General features: G+C 51.5%; 24 protein-coding genes and 1 pseudogene. 16 read left to right on the forward strand and 9 right to left on the reverse strand.

The genetic code is table 11. The features are described from left to right. Positions 1 to 28: 28 nt before the first annotated feature. A pseudogene (locus E3E36_RS10670) lies at positions 29 to 277 on the reverse strand (hypothetical protein); the annotation flags it as partial. 34 nt (positions 278 to 311) lie between these two features. On the opposite strand from E3E36_RS10670, the gene cobT reads away from it, so the two are divergent. Further along, the gene (gene cobT, locus E3E36_RS10675; protein ID WP_167895459.1) at positions 312 to 1,322 is read left to right on the forward strand and encodes a nicotinate mononucleotide-dependent phosphoribosyltransferase CobT; all 1,011 of its coding nucleotides are present in this window, start codon (positions 312 to 314) and stop codon (positions 1,320 to 1,322) included. Here cobT and E3E36_RS10680 read toward each other — a convergent pair whose 3' ends face one another. Continuing rightward, entirely contained in the window at positions 1,323 to 1,913 is a 591-nt protein-coding gene (locus E3E36_RS10680) for an adenosylcobinamide amidohydrolase (protein ID WP_167895434.1), read from the reverse strand. A gap of 101 nt (positions 1,914 to 2,014) precedes the next feature. Between E3E36_RS10680 and E3E36_RS10685 the strand changes: the two genes are divergently transcribed. Both E3E36_RS10685 and glp read left to right on the forward strand, forming a co-directional pair. Further along, positions 2,015 to 2,530, forward strand: coding sequence for a molybdenum cofactor biosynthesis protein B (locus tag E3E36_RS10685; RefSeq protein WP_167895435.1), 516 nt, complete (start codon positions 2,015 to 2,017; stop codon positions 2,528 to 2,530). Positions 2,531 to 2,532: 2 nt separating this feature from the next. Further along, on the forward strand, positions 2,533 to 3,723 hold the full coding sequence (glp, locus tag E3E36_RS10690; RefSeq protein ID WP_167895436.1) for a gephyrin-like molybdotransferase Glp: 1,191 nt from the start codon (positions 2,533 to 2,535) through the stop codon (positions 3,721 to 3,723). Between the two features lie 21 nt (positions 3,724 to 3,744). On the opposite strand, the gene E3E36_RS10695 is transcribed toward glp, so the two are convergent. The 3 genes from E3E36_RS10695 to E3E36_RS10705 all read right to left on the reverse strand — a co-directional run bounded on the left by E3E36_RS10695 (position 3,745) and on the right by E3E36_RS10705 (position 6,496). Next, on the reverse strand, positions 3,745 to 3,978 hold the full coding sequence (locus E3E36_RS10695; protein ID WP_167895437.1) for a hypothetical protein: 234 nt from the start codon (positions 3,976 to 3,978) through the stop codon (positions 3,745 to 3,747). A 359-nt stretch (positions 3,979 to 4,337) separates the two neighbouring features. Continuing rightward, entirely contained in the window at positions 4,338 to 5,441 is a 1,104-nt protein-coding gene (locus tag E3E36_RS10700; protein WP_342764409.1) for a DUF835 domain-containing protein, read from the reverse strand. Next, positions 5,438 to 6,496 carry a hypothetical protein gene (locus E3E36_RS10705; protein ID WP_167895439.1) on the reverse strand — a complete coding sequence of 353 codons (1,059 nt, stop codon included), beginning with the start codon at positions 6,494 to 6,496 and terminating at the stop codon, positions 5,438 to 5,440. Before E3E36_RS10705 ends, E3E36_RS10700 begins: the two co-directional genes overlap by 4 nt. A 141-nt stretch (positions 6,497 to 6,637) precedes the next feature. On the opposite strand from E3E36_RS10705, the gene E3E36_RS10710 reads away from it, so the two are divergent. Together E3E36_RS10710 and E3E36_RS10715 are read left to right on the forward strand one after the other, a co-directional pair. After that, the gene (locus E3E36_RS10710) at positions 6,638 to 7,921 is read left to right on the forward strand and encodes a phenylacetate--CoA ligase family protein (protein ID WP_167895440.1); all 1,284 of its coding nucleotides are present in this window, start codon (positions 6,638 to 6,640) and stop codon (positions 7,919 to 7,921) included. Between the two features lie 82 nt (positions 7,922 to 8,003). Then, a complete protein-coding gene (locus E3E36_RS10715) occupies positions 8,004 to 9,254 on the forward strand; it encodes an HD domain-containing protein (protein WP_167895460.1) in 1,251 nt (416 codons plus the stop codon). Here the strand turns inward: E3E36_RS10715 and E3E36_RS10720 are convergent. Then, positions 9,247 to 10,203: a transcriptional regulator gene (locus tag E3E36_RS10720; RefSeq protein WP_167895461.1), complete on the reverse strand. Its 957-nt coding sequence runs from the start codon at positions 10,201 to 10,203 to the stop codon at positions 9,247 to 9,249. The genes E3E36_RS10715 and E3E36_RS10720 overlap by 8 nt on opposite strands. 44 nt (positions 10,204 to 10,247) lie before the next feature. Here E3E36_RS10720 and E3E36_RS10725 point away from each other — a divergent pair, with 44 nt between their 5' ends. The 7 genes from E3E36_RS10725 to E3E36_RS10755 all read left to right on the forward strand — a co-directional run bounded on the left by E3E36_RS10725 (position 10,248) and on the right by E3E36_RS10755 (position 17,337). Next, on the forward strand, positions 10,248 to 10,802 hold the full coding sequence (locus E3E36_RS10725) for a GNAT family N-acetyltransferase (protein WP_167895441.1): 555 nt from the start codon (positions 10,248 to 10,250) through the stop codon (positions 10,800 to 10,802). A gap of 30 nt (positions 10,803 to 10,832) precedes the next feature. Continuing rightward, positions 10,833 to 12,179 carry an alpha/beta hydrolase-fold protein gene (locus tag E3E36_RS10730; RefSeq protein WP_206203596.1) on the forward strand — a complete coding sequence of 449 codons (1,347 nt, stop codon included), beginning with the start codon at positions 10,833 to 10,835 and terminating at the stop codon, positions 12,177 to 12,179. A gap of 31 nt (positions 12,180 to 12,210) precedes the next feature. Beyond that, entirely contained in the window at positions 12,211 to 13,485 is a 1,275-nt protein-coding gene (gene tiaS, locus E3E36_RS10735; protein WP_167895442.1) for a tRNA(Ile2) 2-agmatinylcytidine synthetase TiaS, read from the forward strand. 58 nt (positions 13,486 to 13,543) lie between these two features. Further along, positions 13,544 to 13,957, forward strand: a complete 414-nt coding sequence (locus E3E36_RS10740) for a nucleotidyltransferase domain-containing protein (protein WP_342764408.1) — start codon at positions 13,544 to 13,546, stop codon at positions 13,955 to 13,957. Between the two features lie 381 nt (positions 13,958 to 14,338). After that, positions 14,339 to 15,043 (forward strand): radical SAM protein, encoded by a 705-nt coding sequence (locus tag E3E36_RS13360; protein ID WP_167895443.1) that lies wholly within the window; start codon positions 14,339 to 14,341, stop codon positions 15,041 to 15,043. Between the two features lie 88 nt (positions 15,044 to 15,131). Next, positions 15,132 to 15,677, forward strand: coding sequence for an SPASM domain-containing protein (locus tag E3E36_RS10750; RefSeq protein ID WP_167895444.1), 546 nt, complete (start codon positions 15,132 to 15,134; stop codon positions 15,675 to 15,677). 46 nt (positions 15,678 to 15,723) lie between these two features. After that, complete coding sequence (locus E3E36_RS10755) at positions 15,724 to 17,337, forward strand: ABC transporter ATP-binding protein (RefSeq protein ID WP_167895445.1); 1,614 nt, start codon at positions 15,724 to 15,726, stop codon at positions 17,335 to 17,337. A gap of 61 nt (positions 17,338 to 17,398) precedes the next feature. Here E3E36_RS10755 and E3E36_RS10760 read toward each other — a convergent pair whose 3' ends face one another. The 3 genes from E3E36_RS10760 to E3E36_RS10770 all read right to left on the reverse strand — a co-directional run bounded on the left by E3E36_RS10760 (position 17,399) and on the right by E3E36_RS10770 (position 20,748). Continuing rightward, entirely contained in the window at positions 17,399 to 18,571 is a 1,173-nt protein-coding gene (locus tag E3E36_RS10760; RefSeq protein WP_167895446.1) for an AAA family ATPase, read from the reverse strand. An 87-nt stretch (positions 18,572 to 18,658) separates the two neighbouring features. After that, positions 18,659 to 19,666 carry a deoxyhypusine synthase gene (locus tag E3E36_RS10765; RefSeq protein ID WP_167895447.1) on the reverse strand — a complete coding sequence of 336 codons (1,008 nt, stop codon included), beginning with the start codon at positions 19,664 to 19,666 and terminating at the stop codon, positions 18,659 to 18,661. Positions 19,667 to 19,701: 35 nt separating this feature from the next. Then, on the reverse strand, positions 19,702 to 20,748 hold the full coding sequence (locus E3E36_RS10770; protein WP_167895448.1) for an FAD-dependent oxidoreductase: 1,047 nt from the start codon (positions 20,746 to 20,748) through the stop codon (positions 19,702 to 19,704). 170 nt (positions 20,749 to 20,918) lie between these two features. Between E3E36_RS10770 and E3E36_RS10775 the strand changes: the two genes are divergently transcribed. From E3E36_RS10775 to E3E36_RS10790, 4 genes are read left to right on the forward strand one after another with little or no spacing between them, the layout of a single operon-like run. After that, positions 20,919 to 21,725: an SDR family oxidoreductase gene (locus E3E36_RS10775; RefSeq protein ID WP_206203598.1), complete on the forward strand. Its 807-nt coding sequence runs from the start codon at positions 20,919 to 20,921 to the stop codon at positions 21,723 to 21,725. 23 nt (positions 21,726 to 21,748) lie between these two features. Further along, the gene (locus E3E36_RS10780) at positions 21,749 to 22,381 is read left to right on the forward strand and encodes an isochorismatase family protein (protein ID WP_167895449.1); all 633 of its coding nucleotides are present in this window, start codon (positions 21,749 to 21,751) and stop codon (positions 22,379 to 22,381) included. After that, the gene (locus E3E36_RS10785; RefSeq protein WP_167895450.1) at positions 22,363 to 23,178 is read left to right on the forward strand and encodes an NAD(P)/FAD-dependent oxidoreductase; all 816 of its coding nucleotides are present in this window, start codon (positions 22,363 to 22,365) and stop codon (positions 23,176 to 23,178) included. The genes E3E36_RS10780 and E3E36_RS10785 overlap by 19 nt, the downstream gene beginning before the upstream one ends. Beyond that, positions 23,162 to 24,109: a radical SAM protein gene (locus E3E36_RS10790; protein WP_167895451.1), complete on the forward strand. Its 948-nt coding sequence runs from the start codon at positions 23,162 to 23,164 to the stop codon at positions 24,107 to 24,109. Before E3E36_RS10785 ends, E3E36_RS10790 begins: the two co-directional genes overlap by 17 nt. The last annotated feature ends 39 nt before the right edge of the window (positions 24,110 to 24,148 follow it).

Below are 24,148 nucleotides of genomic sequence, written 5' to 3' on the forward strand. Positions count from 1 at the left end.
GAGGTTCGGGGATCTTTCCGTGAAGGCAAGGCTTCAGCAGAATCGGGTTGAACCTCATGCTCGGCTTCTTCCTGCAGGCTATCGCCTGAAGGTACTGCGCCCGGCCTATCTCGCCACCCTCGATGCTCGGGGCTGAGTTGAGGCTAATGTTCTGGCTCTTGAAAGGAACGACGTCGTGGCCGAGATTCGTGAGAATTCTGCAGAGAGCCGTCACGAGTAGCGACTTTTCAGCGCCTTTCCCCTCGTCCCCCCGGCGTGAGTTGAACGAAGGGCATATAAACCCTTGGATAAAAACTCCAGCGGTGGTTGAAATGAAGAGCCTCTTCCTGCTGGTTTTGGGCAACACCGAGATAAGCACAGTCCCAGGAATAAGCGTTGCCGGAGCGACGCCGGAGCTGACAAAGCTCACTCCTCCGGCCGATGCCGAGTACCTGTTCTATGAGAAGCCTTTGATAATTGATGCGATACCTGTTACGCCGGAGGGGCACCCGACGCCGGCTATAATCACAAAGGCCGCGAAGGAGCTTGCAAACTTCCCTGTTCTCGTGGTCAGGGGCGGGACTTACCTTGCTCCGCTCGTCCCCCATGTGCACATCAGCAGCGTGGTAGGAAAGGACTTCAGGAGGGAGCCCGCCCTGCCGGAATTCGGCGAGATAATAAGGCGCGCCAAGCTTTTGGGGGAAGAGCTTAACAAAAGCAACATCGAGGAGCTGGTCATAGGCGAGTCCACCCCAGGGGGAACAACAACCGCTCAGGCTGTCCTCTGGGCGCTGGGCTACGATGCTAAGACATCTTCCGCCTCCCTAAACAACCCCCAGAGCCTCAAAGAGAATGTCATAAGTGAAGCCTTCGTGAGGGTCGGGATAGAGAAAGGTCAGCTCAGAGACAACCCACTTGAGGCACTCAGGCAGTTCGGCGACCCGATGCTGGCCACCGTTGTCGGCCTGTCTCTCGGCTTCAGGAAAAACGTTGTCCTTGCTGGCGGGACTCAAATGCTGGCTGTTTCTGCCCTGCTGAAGGTCCTCGGCGAGGATCTAAGCAGGTTCATGATAGCAACCACTAAGTGGGTCGTGAAAGATAGGAGTGCTACATTCCTCGAAACGGCAAAGGAGATAGGGATAATCACATACGCCGCCGATTTGGACCTCTCGGGAAGCAGGTTCAAGGGGCTCCAGAACTACGAGCACGGTTACGTCAAGGAAGGAGTTGGAGCGGGAGGAGCTACGTGGCTCGCCGTAAAGGCGGGCTTCTCGCCCAAAGAAGTTTCCAGAAAGGTCGAGGAGCTTTACAGAAGGCTCATGAAAATGAAGGGAGGGAATTAGCTATCTCTCTCTTGTTCTCCCCCACTTTCGCAGGCTCTCCCCAAGGGCATCTCTAACGGCCTTTCCGATGCTTATTCCAAGCTCCGTTGCGGTTCCCGCCCACTCCGTTTCTCCCTCAAAGGCGAAGACACCAATGCCGTCGCTCGTCGTTCCCGTGGCGTTGTAGCCAAGCTTGAGAAGGGTGTAGGTCTTTGCCTCCGTTGCCGTCATTATCGCGTTGGCCATTGCCCCAACGGTTAGGCCGTCCTCGATGACGAGGGCGATGTTTATGGTTCCCGGCTTCCACGGTGGAGGGACTTCGCCCGCTATTGCAGGGTTCGTGACCCCGGCCGTGACGTAGGCAGTTACACTTCCGCTTTTAGCAACGGAAAGAACCTTTCCAATGTCGGCCGCGGTCATGAAGCCCACGAAGTTTTCGAGCCCGTGCTCCCTCTCAAAGTCCGCGCAGTCCTTCCTGTAGTCCCCGGTGTAGTTCTTGGAGACCATCATAAAGAAGAAGCCGTTTGCCTCTGTTAGACCTCCCCTGTGCGGTGCGTTGCTGAGTGCCCGCAGGGGCTCGTCAAAAGGCCGGATAAAGTGCTTGAACTCCATGCATGCACATCCGCCGGAAGGGATATAACGCTTGTGCTGTTAAACGATTCCGTTTGCTGAAAGGTTATTAAGGTCGCCACGAAGTTTAACCGGGTGGTTGTATGGGAGCCGAAGAACACAAGAAAAAAGCCCCCAAGAGGTTCAAGTTTGCGGTCATAACAGTAAGCGACACCGCCAGCAGGGGGGAGAAGGAAGACAAAAGCGGGAAGTTTCTCATCGAGGAGATGGAGAAGGCTGGGCATGAGAGGGTTTACTACTCGGTCGTTCCCGATGAGAAGATGGAAATAATTGGAGCCCTCGTGGAAGCATTCAAGGCCGGAGCTGACGTTGTCGTAACCTCCGGCGGTACCGGAGTGGCCCCTAGGGACGTTACAATTGAAAGCATAAGGCCCCTTTTTGATAAAGAGCTGACGGGCTTCGGCGAGATATTCAGGCTTATGAGCTACGAGGAGATTGGAACCGCTGCGGTCATGAGCAGAGCAACTGCGGGGATAATAAAAAGCTCCGGGAGGACAATGGTCGTTTTCTGCCTGCCTGGGAGCCTTGGTGCGGCGAAGACCGGCATTAAGATCATCCTGAACGAAGCAGGTCACGTGCTAAAGCACGCGGGGGAGTGAAGATGAGGGAGTTCAAAAAGCTCACCCCCTACAGAGAAGCCCTCCGGCTAGTGCTGGATGACCTCAAGGAGATAACCGATGTTGAAGAGGTCTCGCTTGATGATGCCCTCGGCAGGGTTCTAGCTGAGAACATCGTTTCTCCCATAGACAGCCCGCCCTTCGACCGTTCCGCTGTGGACGGGTACGCACTCCGCGCAGAGGACACATTCCAAGCGAGGGAGTACCGTCCGGTGGAGCTGAAGGTCATCGACGAGATAGTCGCTGGAGACGAGAGTGAGGCAAGGGTCGGGCCGGGAACAGCTGTGAAGCTCATGACAGGCTCAAAGATGCCGGAAGGGGCGAACGCGGTTCTCATGCAGGAGATGGCAGAAAGGGAAGGTGACGTCATAAGGGTTCTCCGCCCCGTAGCGCCCGGCCAAAACGTGGCCTTCGCAGGGGAGGACGTGAAGAGGGGTGAGGTTCTCCTCAGGAAAGGGCATGTTCTCCGGCCGCAGGATCTGGCGCTGCTCAAGAGCGTCGGCTTCAGGAGTGTGAGGGTTAAAAGAAAGCCCCTGGTCGGGATCATAGTCACTGGCGACGAGCTTATCGAGGAGTTCGACGAGGATGCCATCAGAGCGGGGAAGATCCTGGAGAGCAACTCGGTTATGCTTAGGGGCCTCGTGAGGCAGTACTTTGGCGAGCCGGTGTTTTACGGGGTCGTGCCAGACGACGAGGAGAGGATAAGGAACGCCATCGAGACGGCAAAGGGGGAGTGCGACATCGTACTTGTGACAGGGGGCTCAGCATTCGGTGATAAGGACTTCGCACACCGCTTCGTTAAGCTGCTTTTCCACGGGACGACGATAAAGCCTGGAAGGCCCATAGGCTACGGCGAAAGGGTCTTCGTGATGAGCGGCTACCCAGCGGCGGTTTTTACTCAGTTCCACCTCTACGTCAAACACGCTCTGGCGAAGCTGGTGGGGGCTAGGGACTACGAGGTGAGGGTCAGGGCAAGACTTGCTGAGAAGGTTCCGAGCCAGCTTGGAAGACACGAGTTCATCAAGGTGCGGTACGAGGACGGTGTGGCAAGGCCGATAAGAAAGAAGGGGAGCGGCATAATAAGCGCCCTCGTGGAGAGCAACGGTTACATCGAGATACCGGAGGACAGCGAGGGTTATCTGGAAGGGGAGACCGTTGAGGTTTCCCTTTATTGACCCCTATATTGATTGCCGGATCTATTCGCCCATGAGATCCTCGATGCTCGGGCTTTTTACCACCATCTCGACGTCTTCAGGCAGGCACTCACACTCAAAAAGGCCCCTGACCATCTCCAAGACCTTGCGTTTTTCCTCGTTCACTTCTTTCAGAATCTCCGCCAAAGGGTTCGCATTCACCCATGGTACTATATCTCTAATAACATCTTCAATGTCATCATAACGGACACCAACATTCTCCCCCATACTTATCACGTTTGTTAATATCTGGTTGGAGGTAATAAAACTTTCTTATATACCATATCCAAAATATGGCCCCACATTCCAAAGATTGAATGAATTTCAAAAACCTGATAATTCGTGGTATGGCCCGCCCGTAACTCCCGCCTTCATTGGTGCCGAACGGCGAACTCAGACGGGCTAACCCAGGCGGGCCTCAGCTGTACTCGGCCTGGGTTTCCCACGGTCATTGCGCTCCGTAACGCGGAAGGCCCTCCCGTGGGGACCTCGCTGAGGCCGAGCTGTAGCCCCCGCATCGCCCCCCGGTTCATTCTCCCCGGGGTCCTCGCGCAGGGGCATTCTGAAGTTAAAAAAAGAGGTATATAAAGTTGCCTTCACTCAACGAGCTTCTTGAGCTGGGCGTAGAGCCTTGGTTCTAAACTCTCCTTTCCGAGGACGATTATGAGCGTGCCATTATTGACGATTACAAAGTCCCTCAGCTTTGACAGGAACTTCATGAGGCTCTCCCACGAGTTGTAAACCGTGAGATATTCAAGGCAGTCAATTACAATAATCCCGTGCTCGCCAGATTTTGCAAACTCCTCAAGATACCTGTAAGAAATCTCGGTTATCCTTGCGAGATTGGTGGGGTTTATAGTGTTTTCAAATTTGCCCTGGAAGGGTATCGTTGTAACGAAGTAGTATTTCCATCCCTCTGGAATGTCGTCCACATTCCTAATAAATGCAAGGACAGGCTGGTCTCTTAGCTGTTCCTTGATCTTTTGATATTCAGTTTCACTGACTAAAACAACTCCTGGCTCAAGATTAATGGGATGACCATCATCTCTTTTTGGGGGTTTGAAGAGTTCCGATGATGTGAGTTTTACCATTGCGGCCACCATAGTAACTATTAGAACTGTAGATAGGGTAAATCCTATTGGTTTATACCACTCATTAGTTCCGAACAGCGCGGCAGGTACAAGATGGACTCCGAAGAGGATTATGCTAACATAAAGGATCTTAATGGCAGTTTTGTATATCTCTTCAGTCTCCTTCAGTAATAACCCACCCGCTATCACAAATATACCACTTATACCCAGTGTTGCAGCGCTAGTTGCGGTCCAAAAGGCATCCTTAGTGTATGCATAGACACCCATCATATAAATAATGAAAAAAACAGGCATGGATGCAAACATAGCAAGGGTTTTATGTCTGGCCACAATAGACTCTTCTTCCAGGAACTTTACTGATCCGTAGAACATTAACGCAGAAAATGCTGGAAGAGATAGAACCCCGAGCACCTGAAATATTGGGTTTGTAAAGACCGTAGAAGAAATCGCAAGAAAATCAAAAATCCAAGCCAGAGAGAATGCCAAGGCAGATTTCCTTTTATTGTGGAGATATATCTTAAATATCCATCCAGCCGCCACCAAGTCCGCCATAAGTACCATTATTGCCTCTGCAAAAACAATTGCTTGGATACCATCCAACTTTCTCACCCCATACTTCTTTGGGGATTTCCAAATCCATCCCATTTGAATGGCCCTTCAGGGGGAGCTCTAATGGCAGTCTCATCTTCAAATTTAATCACTAGAATCTCAGGTCTGGCTACTATTATGCCAACCCTACCCCGTTCGCCATGTTTAACTATGCAATATTCATCTTCCTCATTCTTTAGTGGAAAAATAAGTGTGAATGGGTAGTTGGGATAATACCAGAACTCATTACCCTTATGAATACCAACGAGATCACCAAAGAGATAGTAGCCATAGAGGGGTATTAACGTAGTGTTCTCAAACTTCTGGGATAGTATTTCAAAAAACTCATGGTTTATGCCAACGCCGCTTATTATGGCAGTCTCGATTGTTTCACTGTACGGCTCAAAGAGTGTCATGAGAGGAGGAGCAGACCTAACAAGGTTTATTCTGTCCTTTTCCATCACGCGTTTTGTGTACTTAACGAGAGGGTCAAGAATCCTAAGGGCTGCTTCAAGGCCTTGCTCCGCGTAGACTTTTTTCAATCCGTCAGTTTCCATGCCAATGAAGTACAATATGCCACCATAGCTCCAGACGAGTTTACTTATCTCATCTTGGTACCAACCGTACGGACCGTGCGCAATTGCCCTCATCTGGTGCTCTTCATTGTAAATTTCATCAAGACCGTAAATTTTGTCAAGCGCCTGCCTGAGGTAAATATGAAGAACCTCCAGATAGTGCCTGTCCCAATGTCCAATAGCCCGTTCTCGTGTGGTTCCAGAAGACTGGTAAAAACGAATTCTGCCCTGGTAGTTGGCAGGAACAAACTCCAGCCAGTTGTTCCTCAGAAAGTCTTCATCAACGGCCAGTCCTGAATTGAAAATGTTCTCAAACACATCCTTTAGGTTTCCCTGAAATATATCATCAAGGTTCGAGTTAAGAGTCTCTGCTATCTTCTTCCAGTAGGGTGTTCGTTGGAAATGAAACTCGAATACCTCGCGAAGATATTCGAGTGTCTTAGTTTCATCAACATCCAAAGGACTAAGATACAGATTGTCCAATATTTCCCCGTAATTCATGGAGACCTCTTAGGCCGGGTTATATAAAAACCTTTTCCTCCCTCGAATCCCATCTTTTCGATAATATAATCTACAAAGTATATTGGAAAAACCTTAAAAGTTATATATCATGAGTTCAAATTATTGCATCGGTGAGCGTCTATGAACTTGATTGTTGGAAGAATCAGCCGGGAGGACATGGAAGATTTCCAATATACTCTTGAAATGGCATTGAAAAGCACTGAGTTCTGGAGGGAGAAATTTTCTGGGATAGACCCCGACGGAATGAACGTAGAGAAGTTGGCCGAGCTGACAGAGACAGTGAAAATAACTCCTCACGACCTTTACAAAGTCGAAGAGGTGTGGCCAGATTACATTCACAAGGCTCAAGTGTTCTATACTGTTATGCGTACCAGTGGAACTACGGGGAAACCAAAGAGAATCCCGTACACACGCGATGACCGCTTCAGAACTGCCAGACAAGTAGAGCCGTGGATACGCAAGTACATGGACAATGGAGACAGGATAGCATCTTTCTTCCCACCGCTTCCGTCTTCATCCGGAATGTTTGCCTTTGGTGCATTTGAAGCCATAAACGCCAAGTCTGCATATTACCAGATACCCATTCAATACCTCCTCGACAAGGAGATGCTCTTGAAGGAGCTCCAAGACATCAAACCCACAGCTCTCTTCTGTCTAACAGCAACCGCTTACAATCTAGGACTCATCCTCCCAGAATCAATAAAGAAGGACATACAGACGATAGTTGTCGGCGGCGAGACACTGACCCCAGAACTCGCGAGGGCTACTTTAGAACTCTTCGAAAACGCAGTTATTATAGATAACTTTGGTTCAACTGAAGATGCAATAACAGGCTACCGTGTGATAACGAAAAAGAAAACAACCGAGTTCCATTTTGAAGAATCAGTAGTAATCCTCAAGGATAACGGCGATGGTTATGATGAGTATAAGCGAATCTATATAACAAAAGTGATGAGGAACGGCGAGCTGACAGGTTTACCGCTCTTCAACTACGATATAGGCGACCTTGCAAGGGTTGTCGATGGTGAAGTCAGAAACATTATCAGAGTTAAAGATGTAATAAGTCTCGCCGGGGCAAAACTCCACATAGATCAGGTGATGGAAATCGTTTTCGACCATCCCGACCTGCTCGATTTCGTGATAATCTACCACCCACTCTCACCCAAGAACCCAAAACCCAAGGCCATCATCCGCGTCGCATACAGTGGCGAGAAGCCTGCTGGAATTGAGGACGAAGTTAGAGAGCTTATATATGAGGCAAATAATCCTGTCAGATACGAAGTGGAAGAATCAAAGCAGGCAGAGCTCACAATCGAGGCAGTTCCCCTGGAGAAGCTGAAGGAAGGCCTCCCAAGAAAGCTTGGCAAGACCAAAAGGATATATATTGTTGGTAAAGATCTTTAATTCTTCCACCTTTTCTCTTCAATTTTGTCACAATGCCGAAAATTTATTTAAGGCTCTTCTCAAACTTCCAGTGGTGGTGTTCATGGATGGAAAGATTATTCACGACGGAATCCACGGCAGCATGAAGATCACGGGGCTCATCCTTGACCTGGTCAAAACGCCGGAGTTCCAGAGGCTGAGGAACATACGGCAGCTCGGTTTAGCTTACCTTGTCTATCCCGGTGCGAACCACAGCCGCTTCGAGCACTCCCTTGGTGCATGGAACATCGCGATGAGGCTTTCCTCCGAAGTTGGCCTGAGTGAAGACGAAAGCATGCTCCTTCAGGTTGGCGCTCTTCTCCACGACATTGGCCACGGGCCCTTCAGCCACACCTTTGAGAGCATCTACAAGCACTATGTCAAGGAGCATGACCACATGCGTCTTGGCCAGGACATTGTCCTTGGGAAAATAAATATAACCGAAAGTGAGAATGGCGGCAAAATTCCCGAGATAATAGAGAACTACGGCTACGACTTCACGCCGAAAGACGTTGCCAACCTAATCCTCGGAAAGCACGAGAAGCGCTACCTCGGCCAGATGCTCCACGGCGACGTCGACGTCGACCAGCTCGACTACCTAGTGAGGGACGCCCACTACACGGGGGTCGCCCACGGGATAATAGATCTCGAAAGGCTCATGAAGGTTCTGAGAGTCCACGGCGGTGAGCTCGTGGTCGATGAGAAGGGTGTTGAGGCGGTCGAGGGCATGATGGTGGCCCGCTCCCTCATGTACTCCCGCGTCTACTTCCACCACACGGTCAAGATAGCCGAGGGGATGCTGACCAGGGCTTTGGAGTTCGCCCTGGAGGAGGGCCACCTCTGGGACTTCTGGAGGATGATAGACTGCCGCGTCCTTGTCGAGCTTGAGGATCTGGAGGGCCTTCCCGCGGAGATGGTGAGGAGGGTAAAGTACCGCGAGCTTTACAAGGCCGCCGTTCTGGCGGGTGCCGACGAACTAAGCGCCGAGGAGAAAAGGGAGCTCCTGACGGCCTACAGGAACGTTAAGCGCAGGCAGGAGATAGAGAGAGCCCTCGCGGATGCTGTTGGCGCCCGCGAAGGGGAGGTCATCCTGGAGTTCAGCATAGCCGACCTTATGCTCAGCGAGCCGAGGCTGAAGGCAACCGAGATAAATGTCCTCCTCGGAAACGGAGATGTTCAGCCCCTCACAAAGGTCACGCCACTAGCAAACGCCCTCAAAAGGAGACAGACACCTAGGTGGGCGGTTCTGATAGCGTCGCCAAAGGAGTACGTCCCGAGGCTCAGGGAAGTCTGGAGAAGAGTCCTCTTCAGCTGAAAAGCCCTTTCTTTATCTCCTTCTTGAGCTCTTCTATCATCTCTATGAGCTCGTCGGCGTCCCTGACCTCCTGAAGGCGATCTTTCGGGATGAAGGGAACCTCACCAACGACTTCCGTTTTGGTCTTTTCGAGAATAAACACTCCGTCACTGTTTATAATTCTGCTGACCTCGGTTACCATTTCGGCCCTCCTGACAGTCGAGCGCGTTTTTTTCTCGTCTATCCCCGTCAGGATGCTGAACTCGTCCTCCTTCGAGACTGCGTTGAACGGGGCCTTCTTGACCTTGACGACACCGAGGCCGAGGCCCTTGAGGCGGTCAAAGATTTCCCTTTCAAGGGGGCTCTCAGGGGTGACATCGAGCTTTGCTTCAACGGTGGAGTGGAGGACGTCTATGGGCTCCGCTATCGGCTCGTCAAAGAGCTCCTCCATCCTTATCGCAACCTCAAGTGAGACAGCCTGCTCGCCCCGTTCGTAGTTTATAAGGCTCTTCCTCGAAATCCCGAGTATCTGGGCCAGCTCGTTTATTGAGTATCCGTGCTTCTCCCTGAGCTCCCTCAACAGTTCCCCGTTTATCCTCACATAAAAGCCGCCGCGCTCGGCGAATATGGCCGGCAGTTCGTTTTCAACGAGGACATCGTAGAGGGTCTCGGGTCTGAGCGCGTATACCCCGAACCTCTCGTAAACCACTCCCTCCTCAAGCTCTGCGTTCTTCGTCTTGAGGCCCACTATGAGGGGCGAGGCCCTGAAGAACTTGGCGAGCCTCTTGAGATCCTCCGCCTGCTCCTCGGTAACGGTGTCTATATTGGTGGCTACCTTGACGAACAGAAGGAGGAGCAGCCTGCTCGCCACTATGTCAAAGCACGAACCTTTGAAGTCCATCCGCGCCGTCTTGTGGCCGGTGCCCCTGAGTATCGCCTCGACCGTCCTTATGAGCCTTTCCCTGTCCATCATTTTTAAATACACAAAGGGCTTAATAAAGTTAAGGTGTTCCCATGAGGCCAATAATCATTAAGGGCGACCCGGTTTCACTCGGAGTTCTGCTGAGGGACGACCTGACGCAGGTCTGGCTCTGGTACAACGACCGCGAGGTCAGGAAGTACCTCTCCTTCCCGGAGGAGGTATTCTTCTACGAGGACGAGCTGGAGTGGTACGAGGCCCTGAGGCGGGAGAAAAAGCGTGAGAAGGTCTTCGCGATCGTGGAGAACTCCTCGCGCTCCCTAGTCGGACTCATAGGCCTTCACAGGATCGACCATCACAACGGCCGCGCCGAGCTGGGCTATTTCCTTGCGAGAGAATACTGGGGCAGGGGGTACGCCAGCGAGGCAGTAAAGCTTGCCCTCGAGTACGCCTTCGAGTGGCTCAACCTGAGGAAGGTCTATGCGAGGGTCTACGAGCCGAACGTTCCATCCATCAGGGTTCTAGAAAAGAACGGCTTTACCCTCGCGGGACGCTGGAAGCGACACCAGTACGTACCTGGGGAGGGCTTCGTCGACGTCCTCCTCTACGAGAGGTTCAGAGAGCCATCCAGACCATACCAACGGAGTTAGGCCAAACCGTCCAGTCCAGAGGTGTAGCACATGAAATGGAACAGCCCACCCAGGTTTCTCGTCCTGTTGCTTGTGGGGATGATCATCCTTTCTTCGGGGTGTCTCGGCAGTGGTGGGATTTCGGGAACCACCCCTTCAACGACGGAGACCCCCGCTACCGTCCAGAGCAGCCAATCTTCCACGATTTCATCCCCGACCACTACCGAGACAACCGAGGAGACCACCGCAACCGAAACGACCACCGTTATACAGACGACTTCCACTACCAGCACCACAGAAGCCTCTGGGATTGTCAAAGTCACATTCATCGTCTCAGTCCCAGACTACACACAGGAAAACGACTCGGTCTATATCGCAGGTGACTTCAACGGCTGGAATCCGGGTGACGAAAACTACAGGCTCAGGAAGCGCGACGACGGGAAGTGGGAGATAACGCTAGAGTTCCCCTACGGGAAGGTTATAGAGTTCAAGTTCACCCGCGGCTCGTGGGAGATGGTCGAAAAGGGCAAGAACGGTGAGGGGATATCTAACAGGCGCTTCGTCTTCAAGGAGGCCGGAACATACGAGTTCACCGTCTACCACTGGAGGGATTACGTCGAGGAGGTCGGCGTCGGCGAGCACACGATAGTCGGGAACGTCACGACTTTCAAGATGCTCATTCCCCAGCTCAACAGGACGAGGAGAATCTGGATATACCTGCCGCCCGATTACGGGACGACCGATAAACGTTACCCGGTTCTCTACATGTTTGACGGCCAGAACCTCTTCGACAAGGCAACGTCCTTTGCAGGCGAGTGGGGGGTTGACGAGACCCTTGAGAGGCTCTTCCGGGAGGAGGGCTTTGGGATAATCGTCGTCGGCATAGACAACGGCGGAGAAAAGAGGATTGACGAGTACGCCCCCTGGGTGAACAAAGAGTACGGAAGGGGCGGCGAAGGGGACGCCATGGTCCGCTTCATCGTCGGGATCCTCAAGCCCTACGTGGATTCCCACTATAGGACGCTCCCGAACGAGACGGGAATAATGGGCTCCTCCCTCGGCGGGCTGATGGCCATCTATGCCGGCTTCGCTTACCCAGAGATCTTCCGCTACGTCGGGGCGATGAGCTCGGCCTTCTGGTTCAACCCGGAGATATACGACTTCGTGAAGAATGCCGCCAAAGGACCGGAGAAAATCTACATCGACTGGGGGACCCTTGAGGGCAGCGACCCGAGCGGGATGATAGAGACGAACGAGAAGATGGTCGGTGTACTGAAGGAGAAGGGCTATGTCGAGGGCGAAAACCTTCTCGTCGTCGAGGATGGAGGCGCGACGCACAACGAGTACTACTGGGCGAGGCGCTTCCCCAACGCCCTGCTCTGGCTCTTCGGCGGTTGATTTTTAAACCCCTCCCCTTTTTCTTCCAACTATGAGGCTCCACATCGGCATCGACGACACTGACTCACCGAACGGCATGTGCACTACCTACCTCGGTGCCATCCTCTACCGCGAGCTGTCCCGGATAGCGGAGCCCATAGACCTTCCCCGCTTGATCAGACTCAACCCGAACATTCCCTACAAGACCCGCGGCAATGGAGCTGTGGCGATGACCTTTGAGGTCGATGAGAAGCTTATAACCGAGGTTAAAAACACCGTTCTCCTCTACGTGGACCGGCTTGCCGACTTCGAGCACGAGAATACTAACCCCGGCGTCGTGTTCTTTGAAGGAGATATTCCAGAAGAGCTCCGCAAGTTCTCGTTGAGGGCTTTGAGAGAGCACGTTACGATCGAGGAGGCGGAAAGGGTCGCGAGGGAAGTTGGGGCAGAGTACTTCAAGTTCAAGGTCGGGAGGGGCATAATCGGCGCGCTCGCGGCGGTTGCTTACCCTCTGGAGAGGTTCACCTACGAGCTGTTAGCTTACAGAGAGCCCGACAACTGGGGAACGCCGAGGAGAGTGGACGGGGAGAGTGTCTTTCTGGCCGATAGCTGGAGCTATCCCTTCACCTACGACAACGTTGACCCCTACAAGAGGAGCGTCCTCATAACACCCCACGGCAAGGATCCCGTTCTGGTTGGCATCAGGGGAATTGACAGGGGAAAGGTTCTCCAGACCTTTGAGATGGTTCGCTTTGAGGAGCCCGTGACATTTTACCAGCTCTACAAGACGAACCAGAACACGGACGACCACCTTACATACAAAAAAATCGGCGAGCTGAAGCTCTACGACAGCGCGGTGGTTAGGGGAACGGTGGTTAAGCCCTACTGGGAGCGCGGAAGGCACGTATTCTTTGAGCTTGAGGATGAAACGGGAAGGATTCGCGTTGCTGCCTTCGAGCCGACCAAGAAGTTCAGGAACTACGTGAGGAAGCTCCTCCCCGGAGATGAGATAATTGCCGCTGGAGGCATTAAGGAGCACGACGGCGTTCTGACGCTCAACCTCGAAAAGTTCTATCCGGTGAAGCTCGTCCCGAGGATCGAGTACCAGAAGCCGAAGTGCCCGAAGTGCGGCGGGACGATGAAGAGCAAGGGTGATTACCTCAAGTGCAAGCGCTGTGGCCATAAGATGCCGAAGAAGCTCATCCCGGTTGAAGTCCCGCGCGAGCTGGAGAGGAAAATCTACGAAGTGCCGCCCGACGCGAGGAAGCACCTGTCGAGGCCCCTCGTCCTGCCGGGAGGGGAGGAGAAAATTTTGGGACTTTTGTGATTGTATGATAAACCAAAAACCCTTTATGCAATCCCACCAAAAATCCTTTGGTGGTAGTGTGTCCATCATAGAGCAACTCCGCAGGGACTTCAGGCCCTTCAGAGATGACTGCATGGGGATACTCCTCTACGGCTCCCATGCCCGGGGAGAAGCGACGGAGCGGAGCGACGTTGATATTTGCCTGGTGAAGCCAAAACCGGGGACTTACGAGAGGGTTCTTGAAGAGCTCGGTGGAAAGTATGATGTTAAGGTCTTTGAGGAGCTTCCGCTCTACATCCAGATAGAGGTCATCAGAAGCCACAGGGTAATCTACGGCGACGAGCTTGAGCTTTCCGAGTACTTCTACCGGTTCAGAAAGCTCTGGAAAGACATGGAGCACCGTGTTAAGGAGAACCGGTTCAAGAGCGTGAGGGAGAAAGTAAAACTCAGGAGGCGTGCCCGTGAGAAGGCAAAGGTACTTGGAAAAGCTTGAGAGGTTATGGGTTCTCTAAAGAAATTTTCAACTAAACCATTTAATCGGAATAAACCTTCATAGGATATATTTAGTTTTCGTTTTCTATTAGGTAAGCATTGGATCTAAAACCTAATGTTCATAACGTAAGGTTCTCAAAATGCTTTTAAATTTTAAATAAGTAGTAGTAACTGCTGAGTCGTGAGCCTGTGAAGCATAATGAACATGCAAGGTGGTGAACATGAAGAGTCTGGAGTTGAAGGCAATAATTCCCCCTGTGGCTCCTAGTGCGGGAGGCTCGGGCAACTACTGCTGTTGCAACAAGGTCAACACAAATTGAATCCTTGGAGTTTATTTTTTTAATTTTTAACCAGATACATTCATCACATTGGGGGTGTTATAGTGTCTATAGGGGTTCACATACTATCAAAACAGATTAACGAAAATGAATACATTGCATTCGATCCAATGAGTAAAACTGTCCTAATAATAAATAGACAAGAGAAAAATATAATAGAAAAATTTCAAAAAGGCCTTCCACTATCGGAATCTGAAAAATACATCCTTAAAGATATACTTGACTTTCTAACTGAAAAACGTGAAAATGTTTCCAAACAACAATTTCCACCAGATGGATCTCCCAATATGATGGTGTTAATGGTATCTCAACTTTGTAATATAAAATGCAAATACTGCTATGCTCATTCCGGTACGTATAACACCCCTGGAATTATGAAAGAAGGCATAGGAAAACGGGCCCTTGATATTGCAAGTGATCTAGGAGTAACAAGTATACAATTTTATGGTGGAGAACCACTAACTAATTTTGAGCTAATTTCCAAGCTAGTTGAGTATGGAGATAAACAGGGATATAGCTTCAAATATGGCATAATCACGAATGGAACATTGATGGATAAAGAGATAGGCAATTTTCTGAAACAACATGATTTTGAGGTCACAATAAGTATTGATGGACCAAGGGAGATAAACGACTTAAACAGAGTATACCCCACAGGCAAGGGGACGCATGATGATATCCTAAAAGCTGTGGACTTACTGAATGAGCTAGAAGTTCCTTTAGCATTAGAAATCACATATGCCCCGTAATTATATTGGCAAATATACCATATCAGAGATTTTGGATTATCTCAGCAATTATTCGAAAACTTTCATAGTAGGATATGTTTTACCCACGGTGGATGGGCATCGACAAGTATACGAACCAACAGAACAAGAAGTTGAAAATATGATGGTAGAACTTGTAGACTACCTCTTTACAAAATGGGAAGACGAAATCCAAATACGAGAGATGGGAATCTGCATGATCCTTCGTGAGCTTTTAGATCCAGTCTACCATGTTAAAAAATGCATATGTCCTGAATTTCCAACTAGAATCACTGTATTCCACAATGGTAGTGTATACCCCTGCCACCAAGTGTATCTAGACAAACGCTTCTATCTGGGACATATAATGGACAGAGAGTTTAAGGGTACATTACAGAGCCAGTTCAAAAACGTAGTAGATAATTTTGCAATGTCTAATCTCTATACAAATAACAACGAACAATGGATGTTTAGTGTCTGTAGTTTTTGCAAAGCCCACCTAATGGAAGTCAATGGTACCTACTATCTAAGGTATCCAAACGCTTATCAAAAAGTACTAGAACATATCATATATAACATGGCCACTAGAAACATGAAATCCATCATACATACGCTGGGGGGAACTATAATTGAATAACACACTTCACAGAGTCCTTCAGATTGGACTGGCCCACAAAAAATACATGTTCCTCCTTATAGCTTTGGGGACGGTATCAACCCTCCTATCTGCGGCCGTGCCTTTTTACATTCAAAGCCTCATTGAAAACCTCGGCAGAATGGATACTGACGATATCTTGAAAAATATTGGGATCATAATCTTTCTGTATACCGCATCAACGGTTGTCTATCTATACTCGGGTTTTGTTAGCAACTTTGCAGAAACGAAAGCCGCTGCCTGGCTTAAAAGGAAACTGTTCATCTCAACTTTACTCTTGGAGAACATCGACCCCGGTGATGCCCTCTCAAGGATCCAATCAGACACGGAAATCGTCGGTAGGATGGGGATGTCCCTAATCCCGGCCATCGTCATAGAGGCCTTTTCTCTGGTCATTGGAGTGACGGTTATCTTCAGATTGAACCCATATCTCGGTGTCGTTACCCTCTTGACACTCCCGGTCTACGGTCTCTCCCTTAGGGCATTCATTCATGAACTCAAGCTGGCCTCCTCAGAAGAGAGAAAGAGATACTCAGAGAGCGTTACCGCATTCAAAGAAGGAATAGACGGAAGACTTGATATAAAAACCCTCGATGCGTTCGATTACCTCATCAAAAGGGTCTCAGAAAGGCTTGACCGTTGGGTCGATGCATCAAGGAGAGTTGCCTTCTATAGCACAGCCAGCTACGGCCTCCAGTCGTACCTATCAACAATCCTGCCGCTTCTTGTTCTCCTAAGTGGCATAGTTTTTGTCAAGAATGGAATGGCCACCCTCTCGTCGGTTATCGCAACATTTACATACCTCGGCAGAGTCTATTATCCGGTCGAGCGGTTTGCGTTCTTTTGGAGCAGTTACCACAGGGCCATCCCTGTAATTGACAGAATATGGGAGTTCATTGAAATCGATCCCTCCCTTGAAAGGCCGGTGTGTGCTCCAGAAAATTGGGATATCGAACTGCAGGGCGTATCCTTATCCCGTGAAAGAAGTCAGGTTCTAAAGGAAATCTCCGGGAGGATCGCCTTTGGTAAAAACCTTGGTATAGTTGGCCCTTCAGGAGTTGGAAAAACAACACTGGCCTTGATAATCTCGGGGATAATCAGGCCAACTAAGGGCGAAGTTAAGATTGGGAAGTGTTCACCGGAGTCCCTTCTTGGCAGGGAGCTTATTTACGTTCCATCAGAGCCGTATCTCTTTGAAGGAACCATTAGAGAGAACATTGCCCTCGGAAAAAACATCCCTGAAGATGAAATTGCTGAGCTCTTAAAGACCGTTGAACTTGGAGAATTAAGTCCGGATTTATGGATTGAAGAAGGTGGAAGAAATTTATCGCTAGGTCAGAGACAGAGGATAGCTTTAGCAAGGGCCCTGGCCAGAAACCCCAGGATCATAATACTGGACGAGGCCACTTCGGGCATGGATTCTGAGAGGGAAGCAAGAATCCTCCAAAGGTTGAGAAAAATGGAGATGACCCTTATCACCATATCCCATAGACTCTCAACAATCAGAGAGATGGAAGAGATATGGGTTCTTGAGGAGGGCAGGATATTGTGCAGGGGTAGGCACGAAGAGCTGTTTAAGAGTTGCGAGAAATACCGTGAGCTGTTCAAAGAGCAGGAGAAAAGCAAGAACGCTCTTTACTAACCCCCGCCGTGAGTCACAGACTGGCCTGACTTGCAATGGGGTCCTCTAAGGGCACCATGACTCAATACACCAACCCAAACAGGAACAGCGGGGTCCTGCCCTTGCCCGTGAGGAGGCCATCGACCGCTATGTAGTCCGGTCTCTGGTAGCGACCCTTTGATTCACCGCCTACCTCGATAATCCATTCGCCAATCCTGAAGTCAGCGGTTTTCTCACCCCTCTTCCCTTTGAGGTAGCAGAGACCGAGGTTCCGCAGGTGGTTCACGAAGAACTCCTCGCGCAGGGCACCTTCGTGGGTGTTAAAGCCCTTTCTGGCAAAGAACTCCCTCAGCGGAACGGTGAGGTATAGTTTAGGCTCCTTCCTCCCGCTGCCGCAGGGGTGAAGGGCAATCAGGAGGCCGGCCTTTGAAAGGTCTTCCACGAGCCTTATCGCCATGTTCTTGGAGACTTCGAGAGCCCTGGCTATCCGGGAGTAGTTGGCCTCGAATGGGGCGGATTTGGCGACAATGTAGAGAAGCTTAAATGCATCGGTTTCGTACTTAACGCTAACCTCCCTCAGGGCGGAGAGATCTTCGAGGATTACCTTCCGAATAGAGTTGTCAAGGGCATCGTAGAAGCCACTCCTCGGGTAGAGCACTCCCCCCTCGCGCATGTATTCCCTCCAGAGTGGATGGAGTTCAGCGTACATATCTGTCAGGTCAAACGCTCTGGAAAGGACTTCTTTTAGTGAGTACCTGGGAACGTCGAAGTCCCTCTTTATGTTGAGCCATTCCCTGAAGGAAGCGGGGGGTAATTCCTTGAGGACGACCCTTCTTGACAGGTCAGCTCCCGAATGAACCAAATCTATAGCCGATGAACCTGAGAAGAACACCCTTACCTCGTGCTCGTCGTAGAGCGTCTTTAAGTCCTCGGCCCAGTCCGCTTTCCTGTGAATCTCATCAATGAAAACATTTCTGTATCCCATCTCCGCGAGGGAGTTCACCACCTCGTAGAGGGAGAAAGGCTTTATGAGGGTCGAATCGGCTGAGAAGTAAACGCTCCTTTCGGTTTCATTTGCCAGCTGGAGCAGAAGGACTGTCTTACCGACACCGCGAACGCCCCTAACGCCAACGTAATACTCCTCATCAACAGCTTTAAGCTCGTCGAAGAGAAAGCGCTTTTTTGGGAACTTCCTCGCCCAAGCCATTACCCTCCGGCTCGTGGTGATGAGTGAAGTGAGTATCCTCTCGTCCATGTTTTGAAGTTGGATTCTTTATTTATAAATCTTGTCCTCACGCGGGGACGATATGCGTGCATATTGTTCAGAGAAAAGAACAAAATGTCAGCGCATCACCTTCCACACCAGCACCGGGAAGACGAGCGTCGCATCGGCCCATATCTCGACGTAGTCAGCCTTAGCCCTTATCTTGCCCCAGCTCACTCCTTCGCTCGGCGGCGCGCCGCTAAGCGAGCCGTCCCAGGGGATGGCAGTGGTGATGTATATCGCGTAGTCCGTTCCTCCTCTGAAGAGGTTGGCGTTTATTATTGCATGCTTCGGCAGGGAACCTCCAAGGATTATCGAAGCGGTTTCCTTCGCTGTGACAGCCAGGTTGTTGAGCCTCACGATGTCGTTGGCCACGTCTATGATAAGCTCCCTGTCTCCGCGCTCCTCTTTGAAGAAGTAGAGCATGTCTCCTATCGAGCCGTCGGTTATAGCAGGGCAGAATATCGGGACGTTCCGCTTGTAGGCCCAGTAGATTATCGAACGCTCCTTCTCCTTCCCGAGCTTTTCGTCCATGAAGCGGCCCATCTCGTAGATGAACTCGCTCGCCGTCAGCGGCTTCCCGCGCTCCTTTTCCATCTCACGAACCCGTTCGAAGAAGGGTATCATGTACTTCTCGAATTCAATGTACCTGTCGTTGGGCACGAAGATGTTGCCTATTCTGTTTATGCCCTTCTCTCTCATCTCCGCGTCGTTGACGTACCAGTCGCCCAGAATGAATGGCTTTAGGGCCTTTATGAAGTCCTCCTCAACGCCGCCGGCCGTTGTTACGATGACGTCCACCTTGCCCTCCTTGACCAGCCATGCTATCAGCTCTCTGAGGCCAGAAGAGACCATGTTGGAAGTGTAGCCGAGGAAGACCCTGACCTCTTCGCCGCTGGCGCGCTTTTCCTCCACCTTTTTCCATATTTCGATGGCCCTTCCAAGGTGCGTCGCCTGGAAGCCTATGCGATGATAGTAATCGATGACCTCTTCAAGGCTTCCCACTTCATCCAGCCACGGCCCCTCGATGGGCGTTCCCTCAATCTCTTCCGATTCCTTGAGGACTATATCTTTTGGCTCGGTCATGATAGTGGGTTCAGGGGAGGGCGTATAAACTTTGCTCAGCACTTACCGCTGAGAACCTCCGCTATGAGCCTGCCGGTCATAGCAACGGGAAAGACCCTGCGCGGTGCCTTCCTCAGGAGCCACTCCTCTATCCTCTCAGCGACGGCTCTTCCCTCTCTTATGGCTGTGCCTATGTTCCTTGGGGTTATGACGTCACCGGCGAAGAATATTCCCGCCTCCTCCAGCACCTTTTCGCTGGCGCAGACGATTTCCTTTATTGGGCTCGTGGGTAGCTGGCCGATGGCATAGGCAACGACGTCTGCGTCTATGACAAAGTGCTCGTCCGTCGTCACGACGTTTCCCCCGACTATTTTTGTTTTAGCGAATTCAACGCCCTCCACTTTCTCTTCCCCCAGTACCCTGACGGGAGTCGCGTGCTCTACGAACTCGACGCCCTCTGCGATGAGCTTTCTTATCTCGGCCTTAGCGTAGCTGTGCTCGAGAGAGCGGCGGTAGACCATGGTTATTTTTTCCGCACCCAGAAGACGACCCTCCATGGCGACATCAACTGCTGTGTAGCCGGCTCCGATCACTACGAGATGCTTCCCCTTAAGGTCAGGGATTCTTTCCCAGGAGTAATAGCCTATGCGGGCCATCTTTATGCTGTGGAGCAGGCTGAGGGCATCGTAAACTCCGGGAAGCTCAACACCAGGAACCTTCAGCTTTCTCGGCTTCCAAGCACCGGTCGCTATTATGAGAGCATCGAATTCACTCAAAAGCTTCTCAATCGAAACGAAGTGCTCGGCCCACTCGTCGCCGAGTTCCTTTGGGGAATCATAGACCACCTTCGTTCTGAAGTGGAAGTGGACGTCCAGCCGCTCAAGAGCCTCGACGCCCTCTCTGACGGCCCTTATTGGAATCCTTGCCTCGGGAATGCCAAAGGCCACCATTCCACCGCCCTCGGGCATCTTGTCGTAGACGTGAACCTCATAACCCCTGCACGCTAGATAACCCGCGGCGGCCAGGCCTGCAGGTCCCGCTCCGATAATCCCTATTTTAAAAGGCTTAGCTTCTTCTCTCTCCCCGCAGATGTAGAACCTCACACAATCACCCCCAAAATTTTTAAAGAAGTCTGTCTAAAACCGAAGGTTTTGCACCTTAAGTTGTTTTCTCTCGAAACGCAGACGATGAGACGAATTAGGTTACCCTAATTCGGGTAATCTTCGTCAGAATGACAGCCAACGTTTATTAATCCACGAGCGAAGAAACGATCATGAGCGTGGGGATAGACCTCAAGGGCCTGGGTGTGATAGTCACAGCCTCATCACGCGGAATAGGGTTCAACGTGGCGCGGGAACTGTTGAAGAGGAACGCGAGAGTCGTTATAAGCTCACGGAGCGAGGAGAACCTGAAGAAAGCCCTCGACGAGCTCTCACCCTTCGGAGAAGTCTACGCAGTTAAGACCAACCTCTGCGACCAGCGGGACCTGGAGAACCTCGTCAAGGAGTCCCGGGAGCTTTTGGGTGGAATTGATGCCCTCGTCTGGAATGCCGGAAACGTCCGCTGCGAGCCGTGCCTCCTCCACGAGGCGGGCTATGATGACTGGGTTGAGGCCGCGAAGCTCCACGCAGTTGCCCCAGGCTACCTGACGACCCTCCTCGTCCAGACGTGGCTTGAAGGGAAAAGGAAGGGAGTCCTCGTTTATCTCAACTCCGTCTCGATAAAGGAGCCAATGCCGCCGCTGGTTCTGGCGGACGTTACGAGGGCCGGCCTGGTTCAGCTGGCGAAGAGCGTTTCAAGAACATACGGGAAGCACGGAATAAGGGCCTACAGCGTTCTGCTCGGCAGCTTTGATACGCCTGGCGCACGGGAGAACCTCAAGGCCGTTGCCGAGTCGAGGGGCGAGACCTTTGAGGAGACCTGGGAGAGGGAAGTGCTTGGCAGAACGCCCCTCCACAGAACTGGCAGATGGGACGAGTTAGGTTCGCTGGTGGCTTTTCTCCTGAGCGATGAGGCAGAGTACATGCTCGGCTCGACGGTGGTCATAGACGGCGCGATGACGAGGGGGATAAATCTTTAAGCCTTCTCCCCCTTCCTACGCCCATGAAGGAAGACTACTTCACCGAGGACTTTATCTTGGAGATGAGGGAGCGGTACTTCAGGCAGAGAAAGTGGGAGAAGATACGGCCCTTCAAGAGGGTCGCCGTTCTCGCGATAGACCTTCAGCGCCACTTCCTGAGCGAGAAAAGTAAAGCCTACCTCCCCTCGACCAGACGCTTCGTTCCGAGGCTGGTGGAGTTCTATGGAGAAGCTTCGAGGCTCGGAGTCCCGATAATCTTCACGCGCCACTACCACGAAAAAGACATAATGGCCCACTGGTGGGGCGACGAGATGAAAAGGGACGACCCGATGAACGAGCTCCTCGGGGAGTTCAGGCCCTTTGCCGAAACCGTAATCGAGAAGAGCACCTACAATGCCTTCTACGGAACCGAACTTGAAGGCATTCTAAGAAAACTCCACGTGGAGACCATAATCGTCACCGGCGTCATGACCCACCTCTGCTGCGAGACGACCGCCCGGGAGGCCTTCGTGAGGGGCTTTAAGGTGGTATTTCCCGTTGACGGGACACTGACCCAGAACAGGTTCTTCCACGAGGCGACGCTTAGAAACCTCTCCCACGGCTTCGCGGTTACGCCGCTCCTCTCGGAGGTGTTGGAATGGCTCTCGTCGGAATAATCGGGGCTGGAATCGGCGGCATAGCGACGGCCGTCCAGCTCAAGCGCTACGGCATTGAAAGCGTAATCTTCGAGCGCGACCGAATCGGGGGGCTGATAAGGAACGCATACTCCGTGGAAAACACCATGTTCTTTCCCGACGGAATCAAGGGTGAAAAGGTCGTCGAAATCCTCGAGGAGTACGTAAAAAAATACGACCTGAAAATCCTCTACGAGGAAGTCAAGGTCGTGAGAAAGACCGGCGAGCTGTTTGAGGTCGAAACGGACAAAGGAACTTACCGCTTCAAATACCTCGTGGTCGCGACGGGGACGAGACCGAGAAAGCTTCCATTCGAGGGGATAGTCTACCACGTCGCTGAAGTTCCAAAGAAGCACTATGGGCGGGTTCTCATCATTGGCGGCGGCGATGTGGCCTTTGACTACGCTATGACCATGAGCGAGATGAGCGATGAGGTAATAATTCTCATGAGAAGCGAGCCCAAAGCATTGCCTTATCTCCAGAAGCTTGTCTCTGAGAGGCCAAACATAACAACTCTCCGGGGACAGCTCCGGGAAATCGAGCGGGGAGAAAAGCTTTTAGCCAAGACCAGCGCTGGCGATTTTGAGGTTGATCTGGTGCTCGGCGCGATAGGCAGGGTTCCCAACGTCGAGCTCGTCGAAGGGATTGAGGACGATAACCTTTTCCTCGTCGGCGACGTGAAGAACGGGATTTACAGGCAGACCGCCCTGAGCATAGCCGACGGCATAAAGACCGCCATGATCATATGGAGGAGGGAAAGATATGGAGATACTGAGTGAGGTTGGAGACCCGAACGTTGCGGTCGTTTACATCGGGAAAACTTCGAAGGACAACATAGTGGAGTTCGTGGAGTCGGTTCCGACCTACAATCCGCAAGAAAAGTGGGTGCTCATAGTTTCATCGCTCAACGGCTGCCCCGTGGGCTGTAAGATGTGCGACGCTGGCTTCTTCTACAAGGGCAGACTTACAGTGGATGAGCTCCTCGAGCAGATTGAGTATCCGGTAAGCAAGCGCTGGAACGGGAAGCCGAAAACCAGGAAGTTCAAGGTGCAGTTCGCGCGCATGGGCGAGCCAAGCTTCAACATGGCGGTGATAGAGGCGATGCGCATTTTGGGCGAGCGCTACGAGAATTTCCACCCATCACTCTCCACCGTTGCCCCGATAGGAACCGATAAGTTCTTCGATGCCCTCCTCGAGCTCAAGAAGGAAATGTTTCCAACCAACTTCCAGCTCCAGTTCTCGATACACTCCACCAACCCAGAGCAGAGGGACGAGATAATCCCAATAAGGAAGTGGGACTTCGAGAGGATAGCCGAGTACGGAAAGGCCTTCTACGACGAGGGCGGCAGGAAGATTACGCTCAACTTCGCCTTAGCGAGGGAGAACGAGGCCGATGCAGAGGTCATAGCCGAGTACTTCCCGAAGGAATACTTCCTCATCAAGATAACGCCGCTCAACCCGACAGTGAGCGTGCTAAAGAATAAGCTCACTAACGACGTTGACCTTGAGACGGGCCTTCCGATGAAGCACAGGAAGTTCGTGGACGATTTAAAGAGGCTCGGCTACGACGTCATTATATCGGTCGGCGATACGAGAGAGAACCTCATCGGCTCAAACTGCGGCCAGTACATCCTCCGCTTCCTCAAGGAGAGGCCAGAGCTTAGAGAAGCCTACACCTTCGCGAGGGGCTTTGACTTTAGTTTGAGCTGACGAAAGGCTTATCTTTTCCTCATCCCAACCTCTCTGGTG

Origin of the sequence: Thermococcus sp. M36, from assembly GCF_012027355.1 — an archaeon.
Classification (GTDB): domain Archaea; phylum Methanobacteriota_B; class Thermococci; order Thermococcales; family Thermococcaceae; genus Thermococcus.